The organism is Sphingorhabdus sp. (assembly GCF_046154385.1).
Classification (GTDB): Bacteria; Pseudomonadota; Alphaproteobacteria; order Sphingomonadales; family Sphingomonadaceae; genus Sphingorhabdus_B.
Genome location: NZ_JBJXFW010000045.1, coordinates 89,060 through 114,607, shown reverse-complemented (window position 1 = coordinate 114,607; position 25,548 = coordinate 89,060). Strand labels below are relative to the sequence as shown.

The 25,548-nt window shown below is 56.2% G+C and carries 27 protein-coding genes, 1 tRNA gene, 1 other RNA gene and 1 pseudogene; 19 read left to right on the top strand and 11 right to left on the bottom strand.

What is annotated here, in order from left to right:
- Positions 1-251 precede the first annotated feature (251 nt).
- From ACKVOS_RS09105 to ACKVOS_RS09090, 4 genes are all read left to right on the top strand, one after another.
- Positions 252-1,460, top strand: coding sequence for a hydrolase (locus tag ACKVOS_RS09105; protein ID WP_409211693.1), 1,209 nt, complete (start codon positions 252-254; stop codon positions 1,458-1,460).
- Entirely contained in the window at positions 1,457-2,488 is a 1,032-nt protein-coding gene (locus tag ACKVOS_RS09100; protein WP_409211692.1) for an arginine N-succinyltransferase, read from the top strand. The genes ACKVOS_RS09105 and ACKVOS_RS09100 overlap by 4 nt, the downstream gene beginning before the upstream one ends.
- A 3-nt stretch (positions 2,489-2,491) precedes the next feature.
- The gene (locus tag ACKVOS_RS09095; protein ID WP_409211691.1) at positions 2,492-3,745 is read left to right on the top strand and encodes an N-succinylarginine dihydrolase; all 1,254 of its coding nucleotides are present in this window, start codon (positions 2,492-2,494) and stop codon (positions 3,743-3,745) included.
- Between the two features lie 94 nt (positions 3,746-3,839).
- Positions 3,840-4,064: a hypothetical protein gene (locus tag ACKVOS_RS09090; protein ID WP_409211690.1), complete on the top strand. Its 225-nt coding sequence runs from the start codon at positions 3,840-3,842 to the stop codon at positions 4,062-4,064.
- Positions 4,065-4,271: 207 nt separating this feature from the next.
- On the opposite strand, the gene ssrA is transcribed toward ACKVOS_RS09090, so the two are convergent.
- The 4 genes from ssrA to ACKVOS_RS09070 all read right to left on the bottom strand — a co-directional run bounded on the left by ssrA (position 4,272) and on the right by ACKVOS_RS09070 (position 7,035).
- Positions 4,272-4,616: a transfer-messenger RNA gene (gene ssrA / locus ACKVOS_RS09085) on the bottom strand.
- Between the two features lie 6 nt (positions 4,617-4,622).
- Positions 4,623-4,955, bottom strand: coding sequence for a 2Fe-2S iron-sulfur cluster-binding protein (locus ACKVOS_RS09080; protein ID WP_409211689.1), 333 nt, complete (start codon positions 4,953-4,955; stop codon positions 4,623-4,625).
- Positions 4,952-6,031 carry a cysteine desulfurase family protein gene (locus ACKVOS_RS09075; RefSeq protein ID WP_409211688.1) on the bottom strand — a complete coding sequence of 360 codons (1,080 nt, stop codon included), beginning with the start codon at positions 6,029-6,031 and terminating at the stop codon, positions 4,952-4,954. Before ACKVOS_RS09075 ends, ACKVOS_RS09080 begins: the two co-directional genes overlap by 4 nt.
- A complete protein-coding gene (locus ACKVOS_RS09070) occupies positions 5,995-7,035 on the bottom strand; it encodes a cysteine desulfurase family protein (protein ID WP_409211687.1) in 1,041 nt (346 codons plus the stop codon). The genes ACKVOS_RS09075 and ACKVOS_RS09070 overlap by 37 nt, the downstream gene beginning before the upstream one ends.
- Before the next feature lie 114 nt (positions 7,036-7,149).
- On the opposite strand from ACKVOS_RS09070, the gene ACKVOS_RS09065 reads away from it, so the two are divergent.
- The gene (locus ACKVOS_RS09065) at positions 7,150-7,806 is read left to right on the top strand and encodes an alpha/beta hydrolase (RefSeq protein ID WP_409211686.1); all 657 of its coding nucleotides are present in this window, start codon (positions 7,150-7,152) and stop codon (positions 7,804-7,806) included.
- Between the two features lie 18 nt (positions 7,807-7,824).
- On the opposite strand, the gene ACKVOS_RS09060 is transcribed toward ACKVOS_RS09065, so the two are convergent.
- Complete coding sequence (locus tag ACKVOS_RS09060; RefSeq protein ID WP_409211685.1) at positions 7,825-8,076, bottom strand: hypothetical protein; 252 nt, start codon at positions 8,074-8,076, stop codon at positions 7,825-7,827.
- Between the two features lie 69 nt (positions 8,077-8,145).
- On the opposite strand from ACKVOS_RS09060, the gene rpiB reads away from it, so the two are divergent.
- The 5 genes from rpiB (at position 8,146) to ACKVOS_RS09035 (ending at position 11,741) form a co-directional block, all read left to right on the top strand.
- Positions 8,146-8,598, top strand: a complete 453-nt coding sequence (gene rpiB, locus ACKVOS_RS09055; protein ID WP_409211684.1) for a ribose 5-phosphate isomerase B — start codon at positions 8,146-8,148, stop codon at positions 8,596-8,598.
- A complete protein-coding gene (glyA, locus tag ACKVOS_RS09050) occupies positions 8,595-9,899 on the top strand; it encodes a serine hydroxymethyltransferase (protein ID WP_409211683.1) in 1,305 nt (434 codons plus the stop codon). The genes rpiB and glyA overlap by 4 nt, the downstream gene beginning before the upstream one ends.
- Positions 9,900-10,209: 310 nt before the next feature.
- Complete coding sequence (locus ACKVOS_RS09045; protein ID WP_409211682.1) at positions 10,210-10,560, top strand: hypothetical protein; 351 nt, start codon at positions 10,210-10,212, stop codon at positions 10,558-10,560.
- Complete coding sequence (gene nrdR / locus ACKVOS_RS09040) at positions 10,561-11,022, top strand: transcriptional regulator NrdR (protein ID WP_409211681.1); 462 nt, start codon at positions 10,561-10,563, stop codon at positions 11,020-11,022.
- The gene (locus ACKVOS_RS09035; RefSeq protein ID WP_409211680.1) at positions 11,019-11,741 is read left to right on the top strand and encodes an RNA methyltransferase; all 723 of its coding nucleotides are present in this window, start codon (positions 11,019-11,021) and stop codon (positions 11,739-11,741) included. The genes nrdR and ACKVOS_RS09035 overlap by 4 nt, the downstream gene beginning before the upstream one ends.
- Before the next feature lie 332 nt (positions 11,742-12,073).
- On the opposite strand, the gene ACKVOS_RS09030 is transcribed toward ACKVOS_RS09035, so the two are convergent.
- Positions 12,074-12,391: a chorismate mutase gene (locus ACKVOS_RS09030; protein WP_409211679.1), complete on the bottom strand. Its 318-nt coding sequence runs from the start codon at positions 12,389-12,391 to the stop codon at positions 12,074-12,076.
- 9 nt (positions 12,392-12,400) lie between these two features.
- Positions 12,401-12,544, bottom strand: a complete 144-nt coding sequence (locus tag ACKVOS_RS09025; RefSeq protein WP_409211678.1) for a hypothetical protein — start codon at positions 12,542-12,544, stop codon at positions 12,401-12,403.
- Between the two features lie 28 nt (positions 12,545-12,572).
- On the opposite strand from ACKVOS_RS09025, the gene rpsD reads away from it, so the two are divergent.
- A complete protein-coding gene (rpsD, locus tag ACKVOS_RS09020; RefSeq protein ID WP_409211677.1) occupies positions 12,573-13,187 on the top strand; it encodes a 30S ribosomal protein S4 in 615 nt (204 codons plus the stop codon).
- Between the two features lie 280 nt (positions 13,188-13,467).
- On the opposite strand, the pseudogene ACKVOS_RS09015 reads toward rpsD, so the two are convergent.
- Together ACKVOS_RS09015 and ACKVOS_RS09010 are read right to left on the bottom strand one after the other, a co-directional pair.
- Positions 13,468-14,070 (bottom strand): annotated as a pseudogene (locus ACKVOS_RS09015) (alpha/beta hydrolase family protein); the annotation flags it as partial.
- Between the two features lie 12 nt (positions 14,071-14,082).
- Positions 14,083-15,429, bottom strand: coding sequence for an alpha/beta hydrolase family protein (locus ACKVOS_RS09010; protein WP_409211676.1), 1,347 nt, complete (start codon positions 15,427-15,429; stop codon positions 14,083-14,085).
- 215 nt (positions 15,430-15,644) lie between these two features.
- Here ACKVOS_RS09010 and ACKVOS_RS09005 point away from each other — a divergent pair, with 215 nt between their 5' ends.
- The 8 genes from ACKVOS_RS09005 (at position 15,645) to ACKVOS_RS08970 (ending at position 22,657) form a co-directional block, all read left to right on the top strand.
- Positions 15,645-17,324 (top strand): M28 family metallopeptidase, encoded by a 1,680-nt coding sequence (locus ACKVOS_RS09005; protein WP_409211675.1) that lies wholly within the window; start codon positions 15,645-15,647, stop codon positions 17,322-17,324.
- Between the two features lie 6 nt (positions 17,325-17,330).
- Positions 17,331-18,311, top strand: a complete 981-nt coding sequence (locus ACKVOS_RS09000) for an agmatine deiminase family protein (RefSeq protein WP_409211674.1) — start codon at positions 17,331-17,333, stop codon at positions 18,309-18,311.
- Positions 18,312-18,375: 64 nt separating this feature from the next.
- The gene (locus ACKVOS_RS08995; RefSeq protein ID WP_409211673.1) at positions 18,376-19,239 is read left to right on the top strand and encodes a class I SAM-dependent methyltransferase; all 864 of its coding nucleotides are present in this window, start codon (positions 18,376-18,378) and stop codon (positions 19,237-19,239) included.
- Between the two features lie 7 nt (positions 19,240-19,246).
- A complete protein-coding gene (locus ACKVOS_RS08990; protein WP_409211784.1) occupies positions 19,247-19,597 on the top strand; it encodes a DUF3147 family protein in 351 nt (116 codons plus the stop codon).
- Between the two features lie 7 nt (positions 19,598-19,604).
- Positions 19,605-20,471, top strand: a complete 867-nt coding sequence (aguB, locus tag ACKVOS_RS08985; protein ID WP_409211672.1) for an N-carbamoylputrescine amidase — start codon at positions 19,605-19,607, stop codon at positions 20,469-20,471.
- On the top strand, positions 20,428-20,979 hold the full coding sequence (gene folK / locus ACKVOS_RS08980) for a 2-amino-4-hydroxy-6-hydroxymethyldihydropteridine diphosphokinase (protein ID WP_409211783.1): 552 nt from the start codon (positions 20,428-20,430) through the stop codon (positions 20,977-20,979). The genes aguB and folK overlap by 44 nt, the downstream gene beginning before the upstream one ends.
- A 50-nt stretch (positions 20,980-21,029) precedes the next feature.
- A tRNA-Lys gene (locus ACKVOS_RS08975) sits at positions 21,030-21,105 on the top strand.
- A gap of 121 nt (positions 21,106-21,226) precedes the next feature.
- Entirely contained in the window at positions 21,227-22,657 is a 1,431-nt protein-coding gene (locus ACKVOS_RS08970) for a S41 family peptidase (RefSeq protein ID WP_409211671.1), read from the top strand.
- Here ACKVOS_RS08970 and ACKVOS_RS08965 read toward each other — a convergent pair.
- Positions 22,654-24,147 (bottom strand): MFS transporter, encoded by a 1,494-nt coding sequence (locus tag ACKVOS_RS08965; protein WP_409211670.1) that lies wholly within the window; start codon positions 24,145-24,147, stop codon positions 22,654-22,656. The two genes, ACKVOS_RS08970 and ACKVOS_RS08965, sit on opposite strands and share 4 nt — an antisense overlap.
- A 118-nt stretch (positions 24,148-24,265) precedes the next feature.
- Positions 24,266-25,291: a LacI family DNA-binding transcriptional regulator gene (locus tag ACKVOS_RS08960; protein WP_409211669.1), complete on the bottom strand. Its 1,026-nt coding sequence runs from the start codon at positions 25,289-25,291 to the stop codon at positions 24,266-24,268.
- Between the last annotated feature and the right edge of the window lie 257 nt (positions 25,292-25,548).

Here is a 25,548-nt window from a genome sequence, read left to right as displayed (position 1 = left end):
AATCCGTCACCCTGAACTTGTTTCAGGGTCCATTTGTCAGTTCTTCCCCGCCTTGTCGTGGCAAGCCAAATGGTCACGCACGGGTGGGTTATGTCTCGACCAAAGGATGCCGCTGCACGATGGACCCTGAAACGAGTTCAGGGTGACGGGTGTGTTGTTGAATTGACCGGCTATTTGTCATTCAGCCTCCGGTTCAATTCAACATTTCGCTAGGGGTGGCGCTTCGCATTGCGGGCGGCTAAAGGCGAAGGATGCAACATCTGCGACCATCAGAACACACCGCGCTTGAAAGGATCACCCACGATCCCATGCTCGCGCAGGTTCAGCTTTGGGCCGCGATAAATAGCGGATCGGGCAACCTCGCGGGGTTGAAAGCGACCGCCGATATGCTGGCCGATGCCTTTGCCATACTTCCCGGAAACATCGAATTGCGCGAACCGGCCCCTGTCGAAAAAGTGCGTTCCGACGGGGTCATCGAAATCATGGAGCATGGCCGCCATCTCGTCGTGACGGTCCGGCCCGATGCGGCGGTGCAGTTGCTCTTTACAGGGCATATGGACACCGTGTTCCCCGCCGACCACAGCTTTCAGGACCAGCGCTGGCTGGAGAATGGCGTGCTGAATGGCCCCGGCGTCGCCGACATGAAGGGCGGCATTGCCGTCATGCTGGCCGCCATCGCCGCCGCCGAGACAGCCCCTGAATTTGCAAATGTCGGCTATCAGGTGATGATCAACAGCGATGAGGAAGTCGGATCGCCCTCGTCCGCAACGCTGATCACCGCGCTGGCCAAAGGGAAGACGGCGGCGTTGACCTATGAACCGGCCTTGCCAGATGGGACTTTGGCGGGTGAACGCGGGGGCAGCGGGAATTTCTCGATCATCTTTACCGGAAAAAGCGCGCATGCCGGACGCAATCCGCAAGATGGCCGCAATGCGCTGCTCGCCGCTGCCGACCTCGCCTTACGGTTGAAGGCGCTCACCCGCCCCGGCCTCAACGTCAATCCGGCACGGATCGAAGGGGGCAGCCCCAATAATGTCGTGCCCGACCACGCCATATTGCGCGTCAATTTCCGGCCCATGACACCGCAAATTGTCGAGGAAACCGATCTCGCACTGCGCACGTTAATTGCCGATATCGAGCAGGAGCATGACGTCAGCGCCCATCTGCACGGCAGCTTCGGCCGTCCGCCCAAGCCCATTGACGCAGGGGCCGCCAAGCTGTTCGATCTGGTCAAACAATGCGGGGCCGACCTTGGCCTTTCTATTGCGTGGAAATCCAGTGGCGGCGTGTGTGACGGCAATAATATCGCCGCCTGTGGCATCCCGGTGGTCGACACCATGGGCGTGCGCGGTGGCGCTATTCATAGCGCCGAAGAATTTCTCATTACCGAAAGTCTGGTCGAGCGGGCACGCCTGTCTGCCCTGACCATATTGCGTATCGCCAAAAAGGGAGCCTTATGACTTTCATTATCCGTCCGGCAAATATGGACGATTTGCAACCCATCTACGAAATGGCGAAACGCACAGGTGGCGGCTTCACGAACCTTCCGCCTGACCGAAAGGCTTTAACCGCCAAATTAGAGCGTTCTGTCGCCGGGTTCAGCCAGATCGAAGACAGTGTCAGCGACAGCCTGTACGTGTTCGTGTTGCAAAACACCGAAACCGGCGAAGTCCGGGGCACTTGCCAGATTTTCGGCACTGTCGGTCAGAAATGGCCATTTTACAGCTATCGCATCGGCGCATTGACGCAGCATAGCGAAGAATTGGGCCGGACTTTCCGTGCCGATATTTTGAACCTGTCGACCGATCTTGAGGGCACAACCGAAGTGGGCGGCTTGTTCCTGCACCCCGGCGAACGAGCCGGTGGTCTTGGGATGTTAATCGCACGCAGCCGCTATCTGTTCATCCGCAACCATCGGGCGCGCTTTGCCGACCGGACAATTGCCGAACTGCGCGGCGTCATTGACGAAGCGGGCGGATCGCCTTTCTGGGATGGCGTCGCAGGCCGCTTTTTCGGCATGAGCTTTCAGGAGGCGGACGAATTCAACGCCAAATTTGGCAACCAGTTCATCGCCGACCTGATGCCGAAACATCCGGTTTACATTGCAATGTTGCCGGACAATGCAAAGTCGGTGATCGGCATTCCGCATCCATCTGGTCGCGCGGCCATGCGTATGCTGGAAAATGAAGGTTTTGCTTGGGAAAATTACGTCGATATTTTTGACGGCGGCCCGACAATGACGGCACGCACCGACCAGATACGCAGTGTTCGTGAAGCAAAGGACGTAGTTGTTTCGAAAATCAGCGACGCAATGGGCGAACATAAAAATGGCGACAAAATGCTGGTAAGTTGCGGTCGGCTTCATGATTTTGTCGCCGCTTATGGCTGGGTGGCCGATCATGATGATGGCGTCGCAATCGATCCCGAAAGCGCGCAAACATTAAAGCTTTCGGTAGGTGATGCAATCACGTGCGTTCCAAGGTGGTAATTTATGGCAATCGCAGAAATCAACTTTGACGGTATCATTGGGCCCAGCCACAATTATGCAGGACTAAGCCTGGGGAATATCGCTTCGGCCAACAACGCAGGAGCTGTTTCACAGCCACGCGCTGCGGCGTTGCAGGGTGTCGAAAAGATGCGCGCCAATCTGCGCTTGGGCCTGCCTCAGGGTTTCTTCATGCCGCTCGATCGGCCCAACACTGCATGGCTGTCGGGACTTGCGACCGATATGGAAAGCGCCGAGCCGCATATCCGCGCCGCTGCCTTCTCTGCCTCGGCCATGTGGGCAGCCAATGCTGCGATGGTGTCGCCTGCGCCCGATACGCTGGACGGCAAATGCCATCTGTCGGCGGCGAACCTGCTCACCATGGCGCACCGCAGCCATGAATGGACAGGCACGCTCGCACAGCTGCGCCTCGCCTTTGCCGATGCACAGCATTTCACGGTACATGGCCCCGTCCCGCCGCCCTATGGCGACGAAGGTGCCGCCAATTTCATGCGGCTGTGCCCTTCGCATAAAGAGGCGGGCATCGAGATTTTTGTCTATGGCAAGGCTGGCGGTCCCTTCCCGGCGCGGCAGCATGTCGAATCGTCCAAAGCCATCGCCCGCGCCCACCTGTTGGACCCGGCAAAGACGCTGTTCGTGCAGCAGTCGGAAACGGCCATCGCCGCAGGGGCTTTCCATAATGACGTCGTTGCCGTCGCCAATGAGCGCGTTCTGTTCACCCACGAACAGGCCTTTGAATATCCGGACGAAACCTATGCCGACATCAAAAGGCTGATGCCCGAGGCGGAGATTGTGATTGTCCCTGCCGACCGCGTATCGCTCGCCGATGCGATCCAGAGCTATTTGTTCAACGCGCAGCTTGTGACCATGCCCGATGGCGGCATGGCGCTGATCCTGCCCAGCGAGGCGCAGGAAAATACGCGGGTCTGGGGCTGGCTGAGCGAAATGGTGGCGGGCAACGGCCCGATCCGCACGCTAATCCCCGTCGATGTGCGCCAGTCGATGGCCAATGGCGGCGGACCCGCCTGCCTGCGGTTGCGCGTCGCATGTGAACCCGCCACGGTCGATCCGCGCTTCATGGCGGACGCGGCGAAACTGGACCGGATTTCGGACGTCATCGCGGCGCATTGGCCCGAGACAATCGCGCCCGATCAGCTGGGCGATTCTGCGCTGGTTTCCAACGTCCGCATGGCCCGCGAAGCGTTGCTGGATGCATGCGGTCTGGCGGAGCTGCGCTAAGCGTCGAATTCCTTTACAATCGGCGTGCGCGTTAACCATTGTAATGCCTGCAAATGCTGAACTGGCACAGGCATTGCTGTTAATTATCTTAACTATGAAAAAAATCTCGCGCCTGTTCTCGATCAAGACCAAATTGGAGGTCTTCCTTATCACCTATGCGCTCGGTCTGGGCGCAGCTGAACGGGGTAAGGACTATATGGTCCAATATCCGGGTAATACCGGACATGTGTTTTTCGTGCTGTGCACCGCCGCTGTATTCATCGCGGCAGCGAAAATGCTGGAAGCCGTCGAATTGCACAAGGCGTTTGGGGTCGATTGAACGACCGGTTGGGGACAGTCCCTAAAAGGACAGTCCCCACATATGCCGACCTAGGGACTGTCCCTTTAGGGACTGTCTCCGCATATGCCGACCTAGGGGACTGTCCCTTTAGGGACTGTCCCCAACCGACGCCAAAGGGGCCAATCGAGGGGAAGCGCTTCAGAAAAGGAAAAGTCCCCGGATTCTGTTGCTCGGCTCCGGGGGGCCGCTGTAACCTTTCTGTTGCCCGGCCGGTTCGGCCGCGTTCTTTTAGGATAATTTCAGACCGTGAGGCCCAAAATTACGCTGCGAGAGCAAGTGCTTCGTTATCGTTTGCACTTATGAGTTTTGAACCATTTCACGGCTTATTCATGCCGGGCAAAAACAATGCTTTTGAACGCACGTCGATCCTAGTTCAGCCCCTTCAAAACGCCCGGTAAACCGGGAGATATGGTGGAGCTGCCGGGTACCGCCCCCGGGTCCGCTGCATCTATTACACACCGCAATTTATCGCCATAGCCGGGCGAACCCGGCAAGGACCCATATAGGCGATCTTTCGTGAATGGGAAGTGAAGAGCGTTAAACGCCCTGCATATTCCGGCTCTCCGCCGGAATGCGGACCACCAGACCATCGAGTTCTTCGGTCAACAGGATCTGGCAGGACAAGCGGCTGGTGCGCCGTGCGCCGCTGGCGAGGTCGAGCATGTCTTCTTCATCTTCGACGGCGGGCGGCAATTTGTCGAACCAGTCTTTGTCGATGATCACATGGCAGGTAGAGCAGGCCATCTGCCCTTCGCACGTCCCTTCCAGCGGCATTCCGGCAGCTTGTGCGACTTCCAGTAAACCTAGTCCCGTTTCGGCCTCAACCTCGTGCGCGTCGCCTTCGGCGTTGATGAAGGTTATCTTGATCATAACATCGCCCCTGCTGCACGATTGATTGCTTCGGCAGCAATATCAATTTCCGCAAGCGTCGTATAGCGCCCAAAACCAAGCCTTAACGAAGATTTTGCCTGTGTTTGGGACAGTCCGAGCGCGGACAGCACATGGCTCGGGCGGCCCGAACCGCTGGCGCATGCCGATCCGGCGGAAAAGGCAATGTCGCGGCATTCGGACATCAGGCGGCCCACATCCAACCCGTCACGGCGGATGTTGAGATTGCCTTTGTAGCGGTGGGTTGTCGAACCGTTCACGGTCCAGTCCGAAAATGCCGCAATGGCGTGGTCCCATAACAGCGCGACATGCGCGGCATCCTGCTCCATCCGCTGTGCGGCCAGTTGCGCCGCTGCGCCGAAGCCTGCGCATAAGGCGGGCGACAAAGTGCCCGAACGCAGCCCCTGCTCCTGCCCGCCGCCATGCATCAAGGGTGTAAGTTCAATCCCGTCGCGCACCCACAAGGCACCGATGCCCTTGGGTCCGTGAATCTTGTGCGCGGACACCGCAATCATATCCGGCCCGTCGGGGATTGGCATCCGGCCAAAGGCCTGCACCGCATCGCACAGCAACAGACCGCCCTGCATATGGCATTGCTCGGCAAGCGCGGCGACCGGCTGGATCGTTCCGATTTCATTATTCACGAGCATGACCGCAAACAGGCCCGTCCCCGCACCATCAAACCCCGCGCGCCCGTCTGACCCGACCGGTACAACCGCCCCGCCCAGATAGGCCACGCAATCCAGCACCGCCGCATGTTCGGTGGAAAGCGCCGCAACCGGCAAGCCGCAGCCTTTTATGGCGAGGTTTAGCGCTTCAGTCGCACCGCTGGTGAAAATCACCCTGCCCCCTTTGGGCAGCAAGGCGGCAATCTGATCCCGCGCCACTTCCACGGCGGCGGCGGCCTTCCGTCCACCGGCATGGGCGCTGTGCGGGTTCCAGAAACCGTCTTTTAACCAGGGTTCCATCGCCGCAAAGGCTTCGGGGGCCAGTGGCGTTGTTGCCTGATAATCGAGGTAAATCATGCCGCCTTTGTCCGCACCGCGATGCCGCGCCATACGTCTATAAAGCGGTCGATATGTGCCGCATTGGTTTCGGGGCCGAAGCTTACCCGGATGACTTGCGATGCCGCCTTTTCATCCCAGCCCATCGCGCCCAGCACATGGCTGGTTTTCAGCGTGCCCGACGAACAGGCGCTGCCCGCAGACACGGCAATCCCTGCCATATCGAAGTTGATCAACTGGCTCGATGCCGCCGCGCCTGGCATCTGGTAACTGGCAATAGTCGCAAGCCTATTGCTCGCGTCGGCAACCACAATGCCGCCCGCATCGCGCACCGTCGCGTCCAGAACGGCCCGCAGGCGCGCTGCTTCGGCAAGCCATGCAAATCCAGCTTCCAACGCAACGGCCAAGCCAATCGCGGCGGGGAGATTTTCGGTGCCCCGACGATAGCCCTGCTCCTGCCCGCCGGTCGGCTGCAACAGCCCTAAATTACGGGTCAGCAAAGCGCCAACACCCGGCGGTCCGCCCAGCTTGTGCGCCGATATCGCAATCAGGTCCGCCTCAGGCAGCGGCAGCTTACCGGCGCTTTGCGAACAATCGGCAAACAGGGTGCCGCCCACCGCATGAACTGCCGCGGCCACTTCGGCTAGCGGCTGGACTACGCCCGTTTCATTATTAACCGATTGCACGGCGTAACGGCTAGCGGTTGTAATCATGCCGACATCGACAAGCCCGCGCGCATCAACGGGCAAGCGATCTTTCCCCGCGACCGCGAGCACCGCGTCATGCTCGACCGCGCTGGCGATGGCATCCTGCCCGCGCAGGGCAAGTGCGATGGCTTCGCTGGCACCGCTTGTCAGGATCAGTTCGCCATCCCAGCCCAGCGCCGACTTAATCCGTGCGCGCGCATCTTCCAGCGCCGCACGTGCCGCGCGGCCCTCGCTATGCGGGGAGGACGGGTTCGCCCACCGCGCCATCGCGTCGGCCATGGCTTCGCGCACCGCTGGCAGCAGCGGCGTCGTGGCGGCGTGGTCGAGATATATGCGCGGATCCTGGGTCATTTGTTCCATGACAGTTGCGAAAATCGTGACTGCTTCTATATACCGCTTCAAATTCCTGCAAAGCCCGAACAATCGGTTGCTGCGCGGCACTTAAAAATAGAATCGAAAAAATAAATGCCTGCCATTGCTATTCCAGGTCCCGAAGGCCGTCTTGAAGCCCGTTTCTCGCCCCCGCCACGTCCACGTGCACCGGTTGCGATGATCCTGCACCCGCATCCGCAGGCAGGCGGCACGATGAACGACCGCATCACGCAGGCGCTTTACAAGACCTTTGTAGCGCGCGGCTTTGCCGTATTGCGCTTCAACTTCCGCGGCGTCGGCCGCAGCGAAGGCGAATTTGACAATGGCATCGGCGAATTGTCCGACGCCGCATCTGCGCTCGACTGGGTGCAAAGCTTCCATCCCGAGGCCTCCACGACATGGATAGCCGGTTTCAGCTTCGGCGCATGGATCGGCATGCAGTTGCTGATGCGTCGCCCCGAAATCCGTGGCTTCATCTCGGTCTCGCCGCCGTCGAACATGTATGATTTCAGCTTCCTCGCCCCTTGCCCGTCTTCGGGAATCATCATTCAAGGCGCGCAGGATGAAGTCGTAAGCCCTAATGCGGTTCAGAAACTGGTCGATAAATTGCGGACGCAACGCCACATCACGATCCACCATGACGAAATTCCCCGCGCCAACCATTTTTATGAAAATGAAATGGATATGCTGATGGCGTCGGTGAACAATTATCTGGATTTCCGTTTGGACCCCAACTCACCCATCAAGTGATGTTTGGAGGACTAAGTATTACTGCACTTCGCCGGTTACCAGACTGTTGCCCTTTTCATCGGGCACGACCCAGATTGCGATATTGGCAAATATCACTAACGCAGCCGCGATCATAAGCCACATTTGCTGGCTTAAACCGTCGCGCCGCCAACGCCTCCACGCCCCGAAAAGAAGCAAAAAGGCGGTAATCATGGCGAGCGAGAGTATGGCGTTGAGCATATCCCCCCATAAAGCCCGTGGAAAAGCTACACAATCGGGCAAATTCGGCATGGCGTTTTTATTGTCCCTCGCCTAGATGGGCGCCATTGACGAGTCCACACGCCCGCGAAGGATATGCCCATGCGTATCGCCATTGCCTCCGACCATGCCGCCCTCGCGCTGAAATCCGCGCTGGTCGACTATGTGCGCCAACAAGGCCATGACATCATCGACCTTGGTCCGCACGACGAAAGCTCGGTCGATTATCCCGATTATGGGTATAAACTTGCCGCTGCGATCGCCGATGGCGATGCCGAGCGCGGCATTGCCTTATGTGGTTCAGGCATCGGTATTTCGATCGCCGTCAACCGCAACCCCGCCGCACGCGCTGCGCTCGTATCCGAACCACTGTCGGCCCAACTCGCCCGCGAACATAATGACGCAAATGTGATTGCCATGGGCGCACGCCTGATCGGCATCGAAATGGCGAAAGCCTGCGTCGACCGCTTTCTTACGACGGAATTTGGTGGTGACCGCCACCAGCGCCGCGTCGATAAATTATCCAACCCGCAAAATGCGAAGGAATCAGCATGAGCAGCCATCCCGCAAATGACATCCAGAACAACGGATTTTTCACCCAAACCCTCGGCGAGCGTGATCCTGAAATTGCGGGCTGGATTGCCAAGGAATTGGAACGTCAGCAGGACAAGATCGAGCTGATCGCATCGGAAAACATTACGTCACGGGCGGTGCTTGAAGCCACCGGTTCGATCCTGACCAACAAATATGCGGAAGGCTATCCCGGCAAGCGCTATTATGGCGGATGCGAATTTGTCGACGAGATCGAGACAATCGCCATCGAACGCGCCAAGAAACTGTTCGGCTGCGGCTTTGCCAATGTGCAGCCCAATAGCGGTAGCCAGATGAACCAGGCGGTGTTTCTCGCACTGTTGAATCCGGGCGATACGTTTTTGGGGCTGGATCTGAATTCAGGCGGTCACCTAACGCATGGCTCGCCCGTCAACATGTCTGGAAAATGGTTCAATCCCGTCGCTTATGGTGTGCGGCAGGACAATCATTTGATCGATATGGACGAAGTTGAGCGGATCGCAAAAGAAACCAAACCAAAGCTGATCATCTGCGGCGGTACGGCTTATTCGCGCGGCTGGGATTGGGCTCGCTTCCGCGAGATTGCTGACGAAGTTGGTGCTTATCTGATGGCCGACATGTCGCACATCTCGGGTCTGGTTGCAGGCGGAGCGCACAGTTCCCCTGTTCCACACGCGCATGTTACAACGTCCACAACCCACAAGTCGCTGCGCGGGCCGCGTTCGGGTATCATTTTGACCAATAACGAGGCGCTGGCCAAAAAGTTCAACTCGGCGATTTTCCCGGGCCTTCAAGGTGGTCCATTGGTGCACGTAATCGCGGCGAAAGCCGTATGTTTTGCCGACGCAATGAAGCCTGAATTCAAAAGCTATGCCGCGAGTGTCGTCGAGAATGCCAAGGCATTGGCGTCGTCTTTGCAGGAACAGGGGCTCGATATCGTGTCAGGAGGCACTGACAACCATTCGATGCTTGTCGACCTTCGCCCCAAGCAGGCAAAGGGCAAACATGCCGAACATGCGCTCGACCGTGCTTCAATCACCTGCAACAAGAATTCGATTCCATTCGATCCAGAAAAGCCGTTTATCACCTCTGGCCTGCGATTGGGCACACCTGCCGGCACAACGCGCGGTTTTGGTCCAGCCGAATTTCGACAAGTTGGCCGGATGATCGCCGATGTTGTCGAAGGCTTACGCCACAATGGTGAAGCCGGCGACGGCCAGATCGAAGCGCGGATCAGAGAAGAAGCGGAAGCCATGTGCAAGCGCTTCCCAATCTATCCCTCTTGAACTATATAGGTGACTTACCCATCTAGGGTCAGGGTTGCTTCAATGCACGTTCGAGGTTTGAGGCCATTTTGCTCAGGGCAAGAAAGGAAGCCGCAGGGATATAAATATATCTCAAGGCTTTCTGACGCAGCCATGGGCAAAATGGGTCAAATCCTTCGGACGTCAAAATGGCTTTGATCTCGAACCTAAATGCGCTTGCCGGTAGAATGACTATCGGCGGCGCGCATTTCGGTCCGATATCTTCGCCATTTTGACGCCTCGAACGTGCATTGAAGCAACCCTGACCCTATACACAGAAGGGAAATTGACCATGGGATATTGTAACGATTGCGACGGCGAATATCAGGACGGAGCCAAATTCTGCCCTCAGTGCGGTTCAAAAACACCTGAACAGCGGGCTGCGGAGAGCATTCCGAACCAGGCCAAACATTATGTTGGTGAAGCTGCGGACGAATTGTGGGGCGCGACCAAGGACGCATTTCACACCGGCAAGCATCTTGCCGATCAGGATACGGTCAAGAAAGTTGCGGGCGGTGCCGCCATCGGCGCAGCCGCAGCGGTTATCGCGCCGATCGGTCTTGCCACAGGTGCGCTTATCGGTGCCGGGATTGTCGCCTACCGCCATGTGAATAAAAAGAAAAATCAGGAAAACCAGAAATAGATGCGTTGCCCATTTTGCGGACATGACGACAGCCAGGTCAAGGACAGCCGCCCGACGGAGGACAATAGCGCCATCCGTCGCCGTCGCCAGTGCGAGGGTTGCGGAGGACGGTTCACGACCTTTGAACGGATACAGCTGCGTGAATTGACAGTCGTCAAAACCGAAGGAAAGCGAGAACCATTCGAGCGGGAAAAACTGGAAAGGTCACTTTCCGTAGCCTGCCGCAAACGCCCGGTGGATAATATGCAAATCGAAAAGCTTGCGTCGGGTATTCAACGCCAGCTTGAAACATTGGGCGAAAGTGAAATCGAATCCAAACGGATCGGCGAATTCGTGATGGATGGCCTTAAGGCATTGGATAGTGTCGCCTACATCCGTTTTGCATCCGTGTATAAGGACTTTAGCGAAGCGAAAGATTTCGAGGATTTCGCCGGGAGCGTGGTTGAAGCGGCGAAGAAATGAGCGCGCCGCCCATTATCATCCTCGTCCGCCCGCAACTGGGCGAGAATATCGGCAAAGCCGCGCGTGCCATGCTGAATTTTGGACTGACCGAGATGCGGCTGGTGGCTCCGCGCGATGGCTGGCCCAACCCATCCGCCGGTCCCGCCGCTTCTGGCGCAGATATCGTACTGGCCAATGCCCGGGTTTATGACACGCTTGCTGAAGCTACCGCAGATATCCAACACATTTATGCAACGACCGTCCGCAAGCGCGGGGTAACCAAGCCTGTCATAACACCCGAGGCGGCCGCACGCGACATTTTGGAGCATGGCGGTCTAAGCGCGATCCTGTTCGGCGCGGAGAGATCGGGCCTGGAAAGCGATGAAGTCACGGTTGCGCGGTCTATCATAACGGTCCCGATCAACCCGGAATTCGGTTCCCTTAACCTCGCGCAAGCCGTAATCCTGTGCGCGTATGAATGGTCCAAGACACAAAAACTCGCCAGCCCGCCCAAAACCGAGCTCGACCCGCCGGCAAGTCAGTTTGAACTGGATGGATTGATTGATCAACTGGACGCGATGCTGGAACCTTTGGGGTATTTCCGGCCCATTGACAGGGCACCGGTTACGCGTCGCACATTGCGAAATCTCCTGACAAAACCCGCATGGAACGCACTTGAAGTCAGAACTTTGCGAGGTGTGTTTACCGCACTCGCAAAGCGACGAGTGGAGAAAGAATGACACTAGCAACTGATAGATGGCTACTGTAACTGCGCGTGCACCCGAGTTAACAACAAGAGATTTCTCCTATGACCCCGTTTTTCGCGCTACTTCTTTTGATCGCTTCGCCGGACGCTACTGACACGACGGCAACTCCAGAACCAAAGCCTGTCAAAGTCAAAAAAATCTGTAAGACCGTTGACCTTACCGGTAGCCGAGTTGGCAAGCGGGAATGCAAGACAAAGGAACAGTGGGAACAGGGCGAATCCGTAATGGAGCTTGGCCAAAAAGGCGCACAAGGTAGCGTAAGCCGGTAATCCGCATATATGGACAACGCCGGGCCACCCCCGGCGTTACTTCCGAATATTGTCCCAATGCTGAAATTCGTAAGTTATCGAGGCTTCGACCAATTGTTCCCAAAGCTGCTCGATCAGTTCGACCGGTATCGCATTTTTTGCCGCTGCTGTTTTTACGTTCTGCAACACTTGCGCTTTTCGTGCCTCGTCCCGAACAGCCGCGCGGTCAGATTTGATCCGTGCGGCGGCGGACATATATGCGAAGCGACGCGCCAATAGTTCCACCAGAGCAAGGTCGATTGCATCCACCCCCGCCCTAACCTGCGGCATTGAACTGCAATCTTCGGGCGAGATTATGCGGGAGATATCAGACATGGCCGCGCCTTAGAAAGCTGCGGCAATAAAGTCGAGCGCGATGTTGACAATCCGGTACTTTACCGCCATAGGCCCGCCTTCGCAATTGACCCTGCACCCCGGTGAAGCAGGTGTCCGGCCCGTCTTGCACGTGTCGCGCGGTACCGGGAACATCGTTGTTAGCAATTGAAGGAATTCGATAATGTCGAAGCGTACAAGCTCGAAGTATAAACTTGACCGCCGGATGGGTGAAAATATCTGGGGTCGCCCCAAATCACCTGTCAACAAGCGTGAATATGGCCCGGGCCAGCACGGTCAGCGTCGCAAAGGCAAGCTTTCCGATTATGGCGTTCAGCTGCGCGCAAAGCAGAAGCTGAAGGGTTATTACGGCGACATCACTGAAAAGCAGTTCAAGCGCGCTTATCAGGAAGCCAACCGCATGAAGGGCGATACTTCGCAGAACCTGATTGGTCTGCTCGAGCGTCGTCTGGACATGATCGTCTATCGCGCCAAGTTCGCCCCCACCATTTTCGCAGCGCGTCAGCTCGTTAGCCACGGCCATGTTCGCGTCAACGGCGTGAAGTGCAACATCGCCAGCCGCCAGGTTGATGTCGGCAGCGTCATCAGCCTCGGTAACAAAGCCAAGGAAATGGCCCTGGTTATCGAAGCCCAGGGCCTTGCCGAGCGCGATATCCCTGAATATGTCGCCGTTGATGGCAATGACAAGGTAACCTTCGCGCGCGTCCCATCGCTCGACGAAGTGCCTTATCCAGTGAAGATGGAACCAAATCTGGTCGTCGAATTCTATTCGCGCTGATTATTTTTCTATATCCGAACAAAATGGGCGGTCCTTCGGGGCCGCCTTTTTTTGTTTGGGCCGGAATGGCAGGATCAGAGCCGCAACTCGTTTTCGCCACATAGCGCCTGCCTTAACCGAACCGCGGAACCGGCTGATTGCATCCTATTTCGGTTATCACAACGGCTTCGAGCAGGCAGCGGGCGAAATTCCCAAATCGCCTTGGCGTAAGCCGAATTTCCGTCGGCCGGTGCCAAGGTAGCCACCTTCTGCATCCTGATTATCTGCTGCCGTTCGGCCCTTATTTGATCTGCATCTTTCCTTTCAAAAAGTTATAACTTTTCTGAAGCAAATCGGCGCGAACGGCACTGTCCTCAAGATAATGGTCGAGATTTTTGTACAGCACCAACTCGGCAAAATTTCCAGCATCGCGTAGCTGATCCGCCATGAATTGCGACTGGTATACGCCGACATTCCGGTCGAGAGAACCATGGAAGAGCAATACCGGCGCTTTGATCTTATCAGCGTTCCGTGCGGGCGATCCTTCGGTGATATGCGGCCCGGAACCGATAAAATCACGCGCAACGCGAGCGTTCATATAGCCGCGAAATTCTTCCTTGAGTCGTCCAAGGTCCGTCACTGGTGCAACAGCGACAATCGCCTTGAACAGTTGTGGGTCGAGCACCGCTGATTGCAACGCCGCATATCCACCATAGGACCAACCTACGATCGCAAGCTTGTCCGGCGCGGCGATTCCTTCGGACACCAGCCACCGGCCGCTGTCGTTGACGTCGGAAATGGCCGCCTTCCACGATTGGAAACCATTTTTCTGATACCAGCCGTCGCCATAACCGGCCGATCCCCGGTAATTGGGTTGCAGAACAGCAAAGCCCTGATTTGCAAAATATTGCGCGAGCTAGTCAAAGCCCCATTCATCACGGGAACTCGGTCCGCCATGGGGCATGACGATGGCCGGCAATCCCTTGGCTTCTATGCCGACGGGCAGTGTCAGATAGCCAGGGATAAGCGTGCCATCACCCGACTTGATGTTGACCGCCTTCACAGGCGCAAGCTTATAGCCTTCGAGTTCGGGACGGCTTGCAAACAAGGGGCTGACAGTTTTGGTCGCCTTGTTGAAATGATAATATTGCCCGGGATTGGTGTCGCTGCCCGCCCAGACGATCAATTTCTGCTCATCTGCGCTCATTCCGCCAAAGTGGATCAGTGCCGCATCTGGCAAGGCTTTAGACAAGGATGATCCCAATTTCTCAAAGGTTGGGTCGAAATACACCGCCTGCCGCTTTTCCGTGGCGAAGCTTACACCGATGACACGCTTTTTACGGCCCAGCGTAATCAGATTATCGACGTCAACATCGGGACGATTGAATATCAGGGTTTTGGAGAGAGTCTCGTCGAGTTTGACCTTGTAGAGCGCAAAGCGACCTTCAAATTTTTCAAAACCGTAAACCGCGTTGTCGGACGGATCGACCGCATAGGGGTTAAAGCCGTTATCCGAGGTGCTGTCATATTCGCCAAGCGGCTGCCAGTCCGTCTGACCCACTGGCCGATAAACATAACGCCGCACACCGCTGTCATATCCGGCATCCGTCTTCATGACGCCCATGATGCGGACCGTTCCCGTCCCATCGCTGATATATTCTGACGCAAAACGTGTTGGCCGGACGACCGATTCGGTCGCCAATGTTTTGGTATCGACGCGGTCCACTCCATAGCCTTCGGCTGATTTCGTGATCAGCGAACCAATGCGGCCTTCGGGGACATATTCCCGGCCCAACAGGACGGCGCCATCATCAGTCGGAAGCAGGTCGATCAAGCTTCCGCCAAAATAGGAAAAGCGTTCGGCGTTATAACCCTGACGAATCGACACCAGTTTCAACTCTGTCCCGTCGGCATTTACCGCAACCAGACGGCTAACCGAGACAGGTTCACTTGCCTCCCGGAGTACCATAGAAATCAGACAGATAAGGCGCGCGTTTGATACCCATTCACAATAGGAAAGCCGTTCCGGATCTCCCGATACAGACAGCGCCGGAAACGATTTCCCGCTATTGGCTATATCCACCGTGTACAAACGGCTGCCCTGCCCTTTGTCGGGAATGATATAGGCTATTTTCGTTCCATCAGGGGAAAGCGACACATCCAGCACACCTTCGCGTGCGCCAAAGTCCAACGCGGCCTTATCTTGCGCCACCGCAACGGTGGACAAAGACAAAGCAGCGAATAGGATAAATTGTTTCAGCATCGAGCCCCCCAAACCAGTTTACTTGATGGGTAATGCGGCGAAATTCGGTTGCAAGCCAAAAGCATCGAAATGCTCTGAATTTTTGTAATCATTCCGGAACGATCGGGAACCGGTAGAGATTTCTGGCCCTTCTCGATGGATTCAGCTTTTTCAATTGAGGCAAGGGGCAGCCTCTGGCAGAAGGCGCCAACATCTTTTCCCATCAGGAGAATATCATGCGTTTCCTTACGCTCGCCCTCGCCTCGACACTTGCCCTCACTTCCGCCTGCAAACAGATCGACGACAAGGCGTTAGACAACGCGGCGCTTCCCCAAGTCGAGGTGCCTGCCCTTTCCGAACAGACGATGAAGGACGTGACAAAAGAACTGTCGCTCGACAGTTATGAGGGCCGTGCGCCAGGTTCGCCGGGTGAAGAAAAAACTGTCTCCTATCTGATCGACCAATTCAAAAAAGCCGGGCTGGAGCCAGGGAATAAAGGTGACTGGACCCAAGATGTTCCACTGGTCGAAATTACCGCCAAAAATGTCTCGGCTCTCAGCATCGCTGACAGGAGCGGCAAGGCGATGTCCTTTGCTTATGGCAGCGAATTTGTGGTTGGCAGCTATCGCGAATCAGCACGGACCAAAATCGACCAAAGCGAATTGGTCTTTGTCGGTCACGGGATTGTAGCCCCCGAAAAAGGCTGGAATGACTACGCCGGCGTCGATGTAAAAGGCAAAACAGTCGTCGTCATGGTCAACGATCCGGATTTCGATGCCGCCGATCTGAAGGGCGACTTTGGCGGCAAGGCGATGACCTATTATGGCCGCTGGACCTATAAATATGAAGAGGCCGCCCGGCAGGGAGCGGCAGCGGTCCTGATTATCCATGATGATGCGCCCGCCGCTTATGGCTGGAATGTCGTCAATTCGAGCTGGACCGGAACGCAGTTTCTGGCCCAGTCCAAAGACGCTGGTGCCAGCCAGACAGCCGCCAATGGCTGGATCCAGAAAGACGTCGCAAAGGAAATTTTCGCCGCCGCTGGTCAGGATCTGGCCAAGCAGATGGCGGCTGCAAAAAAGAAAGGCTTCAAGGCTGTGCCCTTGGGCCTGACGGCGTCGTTGAGTTTTGACAATGACATTGCGCGTAAGGCGAGCAAGAATGTCATCGGCATTATAAAGGGCGCAAAACGGCCTGAGGAATATGTCCTCTACACCGCCCATTGGGACCATCTGGGCCGCTGCACCGCAGCAGCCGATGGCGATGATATCTGCAACGGTGCAGTCGACAATGCCACCGGAACCGCGGCTCTGGTTGCATTGGCCGAAGGTTTCAAAAAAGCTGGCGCACCGGACCGTAGCGTCGTGTTCCTTGCGGTAACCGCCGAGGAATCGGGTCTGCTGGGTTCCAAATTTTACGCCGAAAACCCGGTCTTTCCGCTGAGCCAGACCGTCGGCGGCGTCAACATGGATGCCTTTTCCATGGCAGGGCCTGCGAAGAACCTGACCGTCATTGGCAAAGGCAAATCGCAACTTGACGATTATCTGAACGCTGCCGCCAAGGCCGAGGAACGCACCCCCGAAATGGAGCCGACGCCTGAAAAAGGTTTCTACTATCGTTCGGACCATTTCAGCTTTGCCAAATTGGGCGTGCCGATGGTCTATTTTGAAGGCGGAGACGATCTTGTCACCGGCGGCAAGGAAGCGGCCAAAGCGGCTGCCGAGGATTATGAGAAGAACCGTTATCACGCCCCCGGCGACGAATATGACGAGGCATGGGACTGGTCCGGTGTGATGGCCGACCTTCGCCTTTATTATCGCGTAGGCCGGATGCTGGCGATGACCGACGCCTGGCCCAATTGGAATGACGGCGACGAATTCCGCGCGATCCGTGACAAAAGCCGCGACGGAAAGTAAATTACCATGACGTTGAGAATGCCCGCCGAATGGGCGCCGCATGAGCGTGTCTGGATAGGCTTCCCCAGCTTTTGGGGCCATTGGGAAGAACCCTTTGCTGCCGCCCAAAAGCAGATCGCCGCCTTTGCCAATGCCGTCCACGACGGCGGCAAGGGCGAGACGGTGTATCTGATCGCGGGCAATGCCGATGCGGCCAAAGTCGCCCGCGATCTCGCCGCGCCGGGCGTGATTGTCGAGGAACGCCATATCGGCGATGTGTGGCTCCGTGACACAGGCTGCATCATTGTCGGCCAAGGCAATGGCCGGATCGCGCGCGATTTCGGATTTAACGGCTGGGGCAACCGGTTCAATTTTGACGGTGATCAGGATATCGGCAAGACGCTCGCGCAGGCGGCTGGCCTGACGGCCACGCCGTGCGATTGGGTATTGGAAGGCGGCTCCATCGATGTCGATGGCGAGGGCCGCGCCGTCACCACGGTCGACTGCCTGTTGAACCCCAACCGCAATCCGGAACTGGGCAAGGCACAAATCGAAGCACGATTGCGCAGCGACCTTGGGATCGATCAACTTCTCTGGCTTGGCGATGGCCTCGCCAACGATCATACCGACGGCCATGTCGACAATCTCGCGCGTTTCGTGGGGCCGAACCATCTGGTCATCCCCGAAGCACGCGATGCGGACGACCCGAACAGCGCCGTCTATGCCGCCGCGCGCAAAACGGCGGAGGACTTCGGGTGCCGGGTGACGCCCCTGCCCTCGGTCGGGCGGTTCGAACAATATGGGGAAGCCGTCCCGGCAAGCTATATGAACTTCTATATCGGCAACAGCGTAGTGGTCGTTCCCACCTATGGCAGCCGCTATGATGATGCCGCTCTGACAGAGCTGCAAAGCCTGTTCCCGGCCCATAGGATCGTGGGGCTACCCGCCGATGCCGTCCTCACGGGCGGCGGCAGCTTCCATTGCTCCAGCCAGCAGGTGCCAATTTGACGCTATTGGCTTTTACGCCAACCACCCCCATAAAGGTCCCACCCACAACAGAGAGGAATCCCCCATGAATAAATCTCTTTTCCTTGCCATGGCGGCTACATTGATATCGGTGCCCGCCTGTGCCGACCATCACGAAATGAACAAGGCCGAACATGACAAGATGCACAAGGCGCATCAGGAACGGCTGGCGAAAATACTTGTCGATCCGTCACGTGCGGAAGATTCCAAGCGCGACAAATATCGCCACCCTGCTGAAACCTTCGATTTTTTCCGCCTGCATCCCGATCATGTCATTGGCGAATACGCCCCCGGAGGTGAATGGATTTCGCGTATTCTCGGCAAATATGTCGATGAAAAGGGCAAGTTCAACGGCCTGTATTTCAGCACGGACGCCGGTTTCGGAACACCCGAATCGCATGCCCGTATCAAAGCCAGCGCGGCAAAATTCGGCGAAGATGTCGCCAAGGTCACCGGCCGCCCGGCAACCGATTATGCTGGCTTTACCCTCGACGCCATTCCTGAAGGCGCGAAAGGCACCTATGACCGGATTTTGTTGATGCGGATGGTGCACAATTTGATCCGTTTCAATATCGTCGATACCGAACTGAAACGCATGCGCGAACTGCTGAAAGATGACGGTTTGATTGGAATCGAGCAACACCGTGCAAAGGCCGATGCACCCTACAGCTATTCCAACGGCAATATGGGCTATTTGCGCGAAGCCGACGTCATCAATTTGATGGAAATAAACGGCTTTGAACTGGTTGGAAAAAGCGAGATAAACGCCAATCCCAAGGACTCTGCCAATTGGCCCGACGGCGTTTGGACGTTGCCGCCACAGTTGACACTCAAGGATCAGGACAGGGCAAAATACGAAGCCATCGGCGAGTCCGATCGTATGACGCTGTTGTTCAAAAAGCGTCCCTGATTTGGCAATGCTGGCTTTTGCGATCAAAGCGATACTCTCGGGAGTTATCATCGCACTGATCGCATTGGTCGGCAAAAAAGCTCCAGCGGCAGGGGCGCTTATCGCGTCGCTGCCGCTTATTTCAATATTAGGCATGATCTGGTTGTGGCGCGACACAGCCGATCCGAAGTTGCTGGCCAACCATGCCGAAGCGACATTCTGGTATGTACTGCCCAGTCTCCCGATGTTTTTGATTATCCCTTGGATGTTGCGGAGCGGAATTGGCTTCTGGCTAACACTATCCGCCGCCGCCATGATTACCGTTTTACTCTATCTCGCAACAATCGGCATTGCCGCGCGTTTCGGTGTGCGGCTATAGCGCGTCTATGACCCGTTCAATCTCCGTCGCCGCACTTCAACTGCCCTTGGCCGGCACCGAAGCCGAAAACATAGACGCCGTAACCGACCTTGTAAGTCAGGCGGCGGGACATGGCGCGCAGATCATTCTTCCGCCGGAACTTTTTTCAGGACCCTATTTCTGCAAAACGCAGGAAGAGGCGCACTTCGCCCTTGCCCGCCCGACCCTGGAACATCCATCGGTGCGGGCGATGGCGAAACTTGCAAAGCAATTGGGTGTCGCCATCCCCACCAGCTTCTTTGAACGCGATGGCGCGCATTTTTACAACACGATTGCAATGATTGATGCCGGGGGCGAAATTCTCGGCACTTACCGCAAAAGCCACATTCCCGATGGCCCCGGCTATCAGGAAAAATATTATTTCCGGCCCGGCAATAGTGGATTCAAGGTTTGGGACGTGTTCGGTACCCGCATCGGCGTTGGCATCTGTTGGGACCAATGGTATCCCGAATGCGCGCGGGTGATGGCCTTGATGGGTGCGGAGATGCTTTTTTATCCCACGGCCATCGGCGCAGAACCTCAGGACTCCACTCTTGATACAAGGCATATGTGGCGGCGGGCGATGGTCGGCCATGCGGTCAGTAATTGTATGCCCGTCATCGCCGCCAACCGCGTCGGCAGCGAAGACGATCACGGCTTAACCCCGCAAAAATTCTACGGCACCAGTTTCATCGCAAATGAATGGGGCGATGTCGTTGCGGATCTGGATGACAATGAAACCGGCTTGCTGGTCGCAACTTTTGATCTCGATCAAGCGCGCGCCCACCGCGCGAGCATGGGGTTCTTCCGGGATAGAAGACCCCAGCTTTATAGCCGTTTGGCGCAGGATATATAAGCTGACCCACCTTTATCTTATCGGCCTGGGCTCTAATCAGCCTCATCCGCTGATTGGCAATCCCACACAGATTATTCATCACGCAATCGCCGCGCTTGAAATGGATGATATTGATGTATTTGCCGAATCTTCGGTCATAACGAGCGCCCCGATGGGGCCTTCGCTGCGATGCTATGCCAACGCGGCAGCTGTTCTATCCACAACGCTGGAACCATCAGAACTGCTGATGCGGCTGCACGATGTGGAATCGCATTTCGGGCGGATCCGGCGCGGACAGCGATGGGGTGCACGGACGCTGGATTTGGACATTATTCTTTGGTCGGGCGGTATTTGGGCCAGCACCAACCCGGATCTATCAATACCCCATCCCGCGATGCGACAACGCAATTTCGTGCTGACCCCGGCAGCCATGATCGTACCGGATTGGCGCGACCCGTTAACCGGCCTTTCGGTTCGGCAGTTACAATCGCGATTTAACCGTCCAAAGCGGCTTGACCCCGCACCCTAGCGCCATTAGGGGGAGCGCTCTCTTTCAAACCGCACATGCGGTTTCGATGAGGGCCCTTAGCTCAGTAGGTAGAGCAACTGACTTTTAATCAGTAGGTCGCTGGTTCGAACCCAGCAGGGCTCACCATATTATGGTTACAATTTATCCCCGTTTTTTAACTCTGAAAAAAGTGGACTTATACAGGACCAGTGAATAGCTGTATGACTGCTACCCCAACATGGGTGGCGCAGGCGGAAGATCTGACACTATGAAAATGGGCCCATTCAAGAACGTCATCGTTATTCTTGCCGCAGGATTGACGGCCTGCGGTGGTTCCGGCGGGGGGTCTGTGACGGCGCCTCCGACAAGCATAACGCCGGGCACGCCGCCGACAACGACAAGCTGTGGCCTTGTTGACCGGCAAAATTTTGCGTTTTCGGTTCTCAACGAATGGTATCTTTTCCCTGATACATTGCCAGCAGCGCTTAGCCCATCGGGATTTAGCTCCGTTCAGGCCTATATCGATGCACTGACGGCAACCGCCCGCGGACAGGGGCGCGACCGGTTCTTTACTTATATTACGTCGATACAAGAGGAGAATGCGTTCTTTTCCTCGGGCTCAACCGCCGGTTTCGGTGTGCGTCTTGCGTATCAAGGAAACCGTCTTTTCATTATTGAGGCGTTTGAAGGTGCACCTGCCCTGAACGCCGGCATTGATCGCGGAACCGAGATTCTGGCGATCGGAACCAATACATCAAACCTGGCGGCGGTGGCCGATATTTTGACCACGCAGGGACCCAATGGCGTAAATGATGCACTGGGACCAAGCACCGCCGGAACAAGTCGTGTTTTGCGTATTACCGATAACGCGGGCACGCGCGATGTGACTGTAACCAAATCCAATTTCAACATCGAACCGCTGTCGCCGCGTTATGGCTCCAAAATAATCGATGATGGCGGCCAACGGGTTGGTTACATCAATATGCGGACATTCATTACGACCGCAGACAATCAATTGCGAACCGCATTCGCCGATTTTCGGGCGCAAGGTATTACAAATTTTGTGATCGATTTTCGCTATAATGGCGGCGGACTGGTTTCCACCGCGGAATTGATGGGCGATTTGATGGGCGGAAACCGGTTTAGCAGCGATGTTTTTACAGTTACCCGTTTTCGCGCTTCAAAATCTTCGAACAACGAAACACGGCGGTTTTCGCCGCAACCGCAATCCGTCTCTCCGGTGAAAATTGCTTTCATTTCAACCAATGCCACCGCCTCCGCCAGCGAATTGGTGATGAACAGTTTTACGCCCTTTCTTGGCGTAAACGCCGCGTTGATTGGCAGCAACAGTTTCGGCAAGCCGGTGGGGCAAATTGCCGTCGACCAGGCATCGTGCGACGACCGGATACGCGTGGTCGCCTTTGCAAAGGACAATGCCGCGGGTCAGGGTGACTATTTCTCCGGCCTGGCTGGTACCATGGGCACAACGTGCGCCGCCGCCGATGACATTACCCGTCCGCTGGGCGATCCGCAGGAAGCTTCATTGCGGACGGCGCTTGATTTTGTCGCAGGACGCAGCTGCACTCCCGTGGTTGCAAGTCAAAGCGCACAGCGGACATCGTCGCGCAGCCAGCGCGAGATTTTGCCGCTTCCGACAAATCCCAGCCTTGCACAACGCGAAGTTCCAGGATCGTTTTAAGCAGAAGCCCCGGCTTCTTTTACCCGCAACATGGCAAGCGCAGCGCAGAGCATCACGAATGCTGCAAAGGCCATTGTCCAGATAGGTTCGGTTGGGAAAAACGCTTTCAAAATGCTGCCCATCACGGTCGCGACGAGCAATTGGGGGATCACGATAAACACGTTGAACAGCCCCATATAGATGCCCATTTTTTGGGCAGGCAGGCTTGATGCCAAAATGGCATAAGGCATCGCCAATATCGATGCCCAAGCAATGCCCACGCCAATTTCGGACAGGATGAGCAAATTTGGATCGCGTATGAAAAGAAAGCTGGCATAGCCCGCAGCCCCGGCCAAAAGGCAGGCCATGTGCGTATTTACCTTGCCAAATTTCTCCGCCATTTTCGGTAAGATAATCAAAGCCGTTAACGCCGCAACACCATTGTAAATGGCGAACAATGTGCCAACCCAATTGCCGCCGTCACCATAGGCCGCGCTGGCGGGATCGGCCGATCCGAACATATATTGGGCAACCACAGGTGTGGTGTAAATCCACATGATGAACAATGCAGACCAGCTGAAAAACTGAACCAAAGCCAGCTTTTTCATGATTTCCGGCATTCCCGAAAAATCGCCGACGATGTGGGATAATATATTGTTGCTGCGGCCGGATTGGGCAAGTCCGATGGCGAGCACGCTTGCAACGCCATATCCGGCAACCAACGCACCCAGCAGATATATTTCCTTTTCCAAGCCCAATAATCCGACCAGCACGACCACGAACGCGCCTACGGCAATCCAAGAAATCGCGCTGGTCATTGATCGTGACGCAAGTGCCCGAATTGTGGCGTCATTGTCCGTCGAAGGACCATTGAACATCGCCATTTCCGCAGGACCATATTCCCTGGTCGTCACCACGGTCCACAATACGGCCAGGAATAACGCTATGCCGCCGAACCAGAAGCTATATTTTACGGTGTCGGGAATTTGCCCCGTCGGGGCCAGATTGGCCACGCCCCATGCGTCCAACACATAAGGAAACGCCGAGCCGACCACTGCGCCTGCGCCGATAAACGCCGTTTGGATGGCATAGCCTGCGGTATGTTGATCCTTGCAGAGCATATCCCCTACAAACGCACGAAACGGCTCCATCGAAATATTCAACGACGCATCAAGCACCCACAACATCAATGCCGCAAAGAACAATATTTTGGCAAAAGGCATAAGCACCAGCGACAATGCGGCCAAAAATGCGCCTGCCAAAAAATAGGGACGGCGGCGTCCAAATCTGCCAAGCCATGTCCGGTCACTCAAATGACCGACCAGCGGTTGGACGAGCAATCCTGTCAATGGTGCGGCAATCCACAATGCAGGCAAATCGTCCAGACTGGTGCCCAGCGCCTGAAAAATTCGCGACATATTTCCGTTTTGAAGCGCAAATCCGATCTGGATACCAAAAAAACCAAAGCTGATATTCCACAGCCCCCAAAATCCCTGACGCGGTTTTTCCAAGAGCGTTCCAATCCTAAGCTTATCTTATATTTGGCGTCAGGCTGACATAAAGACTGGCGTGTCGCAATGGGCGGTGCCCGTTACGCATACGTATACGTATACGTATACGCAAGCCGATTCAGTGCATTCCGCAGGATTTGCGGACGATCAGCTTTGCCGGCAACACCTCTGTCGGCACCTGTTCATTGCGAATTTGCTTCAACACACCATCGACCAGAACCTCGCCTGCCAACCGGTAATCCTGCTGGATCGTGGTCAATGGCGGATGGGTCAGGCTTGCCGCCGGAATGTCATCGAAACCGATGATCGCAACATCCTTGGGTATATCGAGGCCATGTTCGCGCAACGCCCGCATTGCGCCGATTGCGATGGTATCGCTCGCGGCGAAAAGGGCGTCAAATTCTGCGCCGCTAGCAATCAGGGTTTGCGCTGCATCATAGCCTGCATCCTGAGAATTCAGGGCATCGATCTGCAATTTGGGATCGGCAATGATGCCCTCGCCACCTTGTGCCTCGCAGGACCCGCGATAGCGATCCTGAAATTCGGGATAATGGCTGCTCGCATCGCCCAGAAATGCGATTTTCCGGCGGCCATGCTGCATCAAATGCCGCGCCGCATCCATCCCGCCCCGAAAATTGTCGCAACCGATGGTCGTTCCCGGCTGCCCTTCCTGGGCAAAGCCCCAGCGGACGAAATGCGTCCCCTGCTCCACCAATTGTTCAAGTTTCGCGCGATAAAGCTCATAGTCCCCATAGCCCAACAAGATGATGCCGTCGGCCTTGCGGCTGTCTTCATAATCGACATGCCAGTTGGACGAAAGCTGCTGGAATGAAATCAGCAGATCATAACCGCGATGCGCGCAGGTGCGGGTAAGCGAGCCGAGCATCGACAGGAAAAAAGGGTTTATTCCGGTTTCGTCAGGCGTCGGCTCTTCAAAAAACAGCAACGCCAAGGTCCGCGTTTCCTGCAGTCGCAAGTTCGACGCATTTTTATCGACCTTGTAATTCAATTGCTGGGCGATGGCCTCAATACGCAGCCGTGTCTTTTCCGATACCGTCGGACTTCCGCGCAATGCCCGCGAAACGGTTGGCTGTGAGACACCTGCAAGCTGCGCGATGTCAAATGATGTGGCTTTGCCTGCCATAGCCGGTCAGCGCCTTTCCTGCTCCTGACACCAGCTTAGGACGTCAAACAGAGTGACGCAATGATCGCAGAATGCCCAGAGTGAATTGGCCCGATATGTTGCAAAATTGCAACATCTGAAAATGCATATTCTGAATACGTATGTGGATTTCTGGTCAACACGCGGCGTCAGGCGCACTTTGACAGGGTGTCAAACGCACCCTCGCCGCGTCGTGGGTGCAGTTTTCAACGTAGCCGGTTATCGTCCGCCAAATAGGA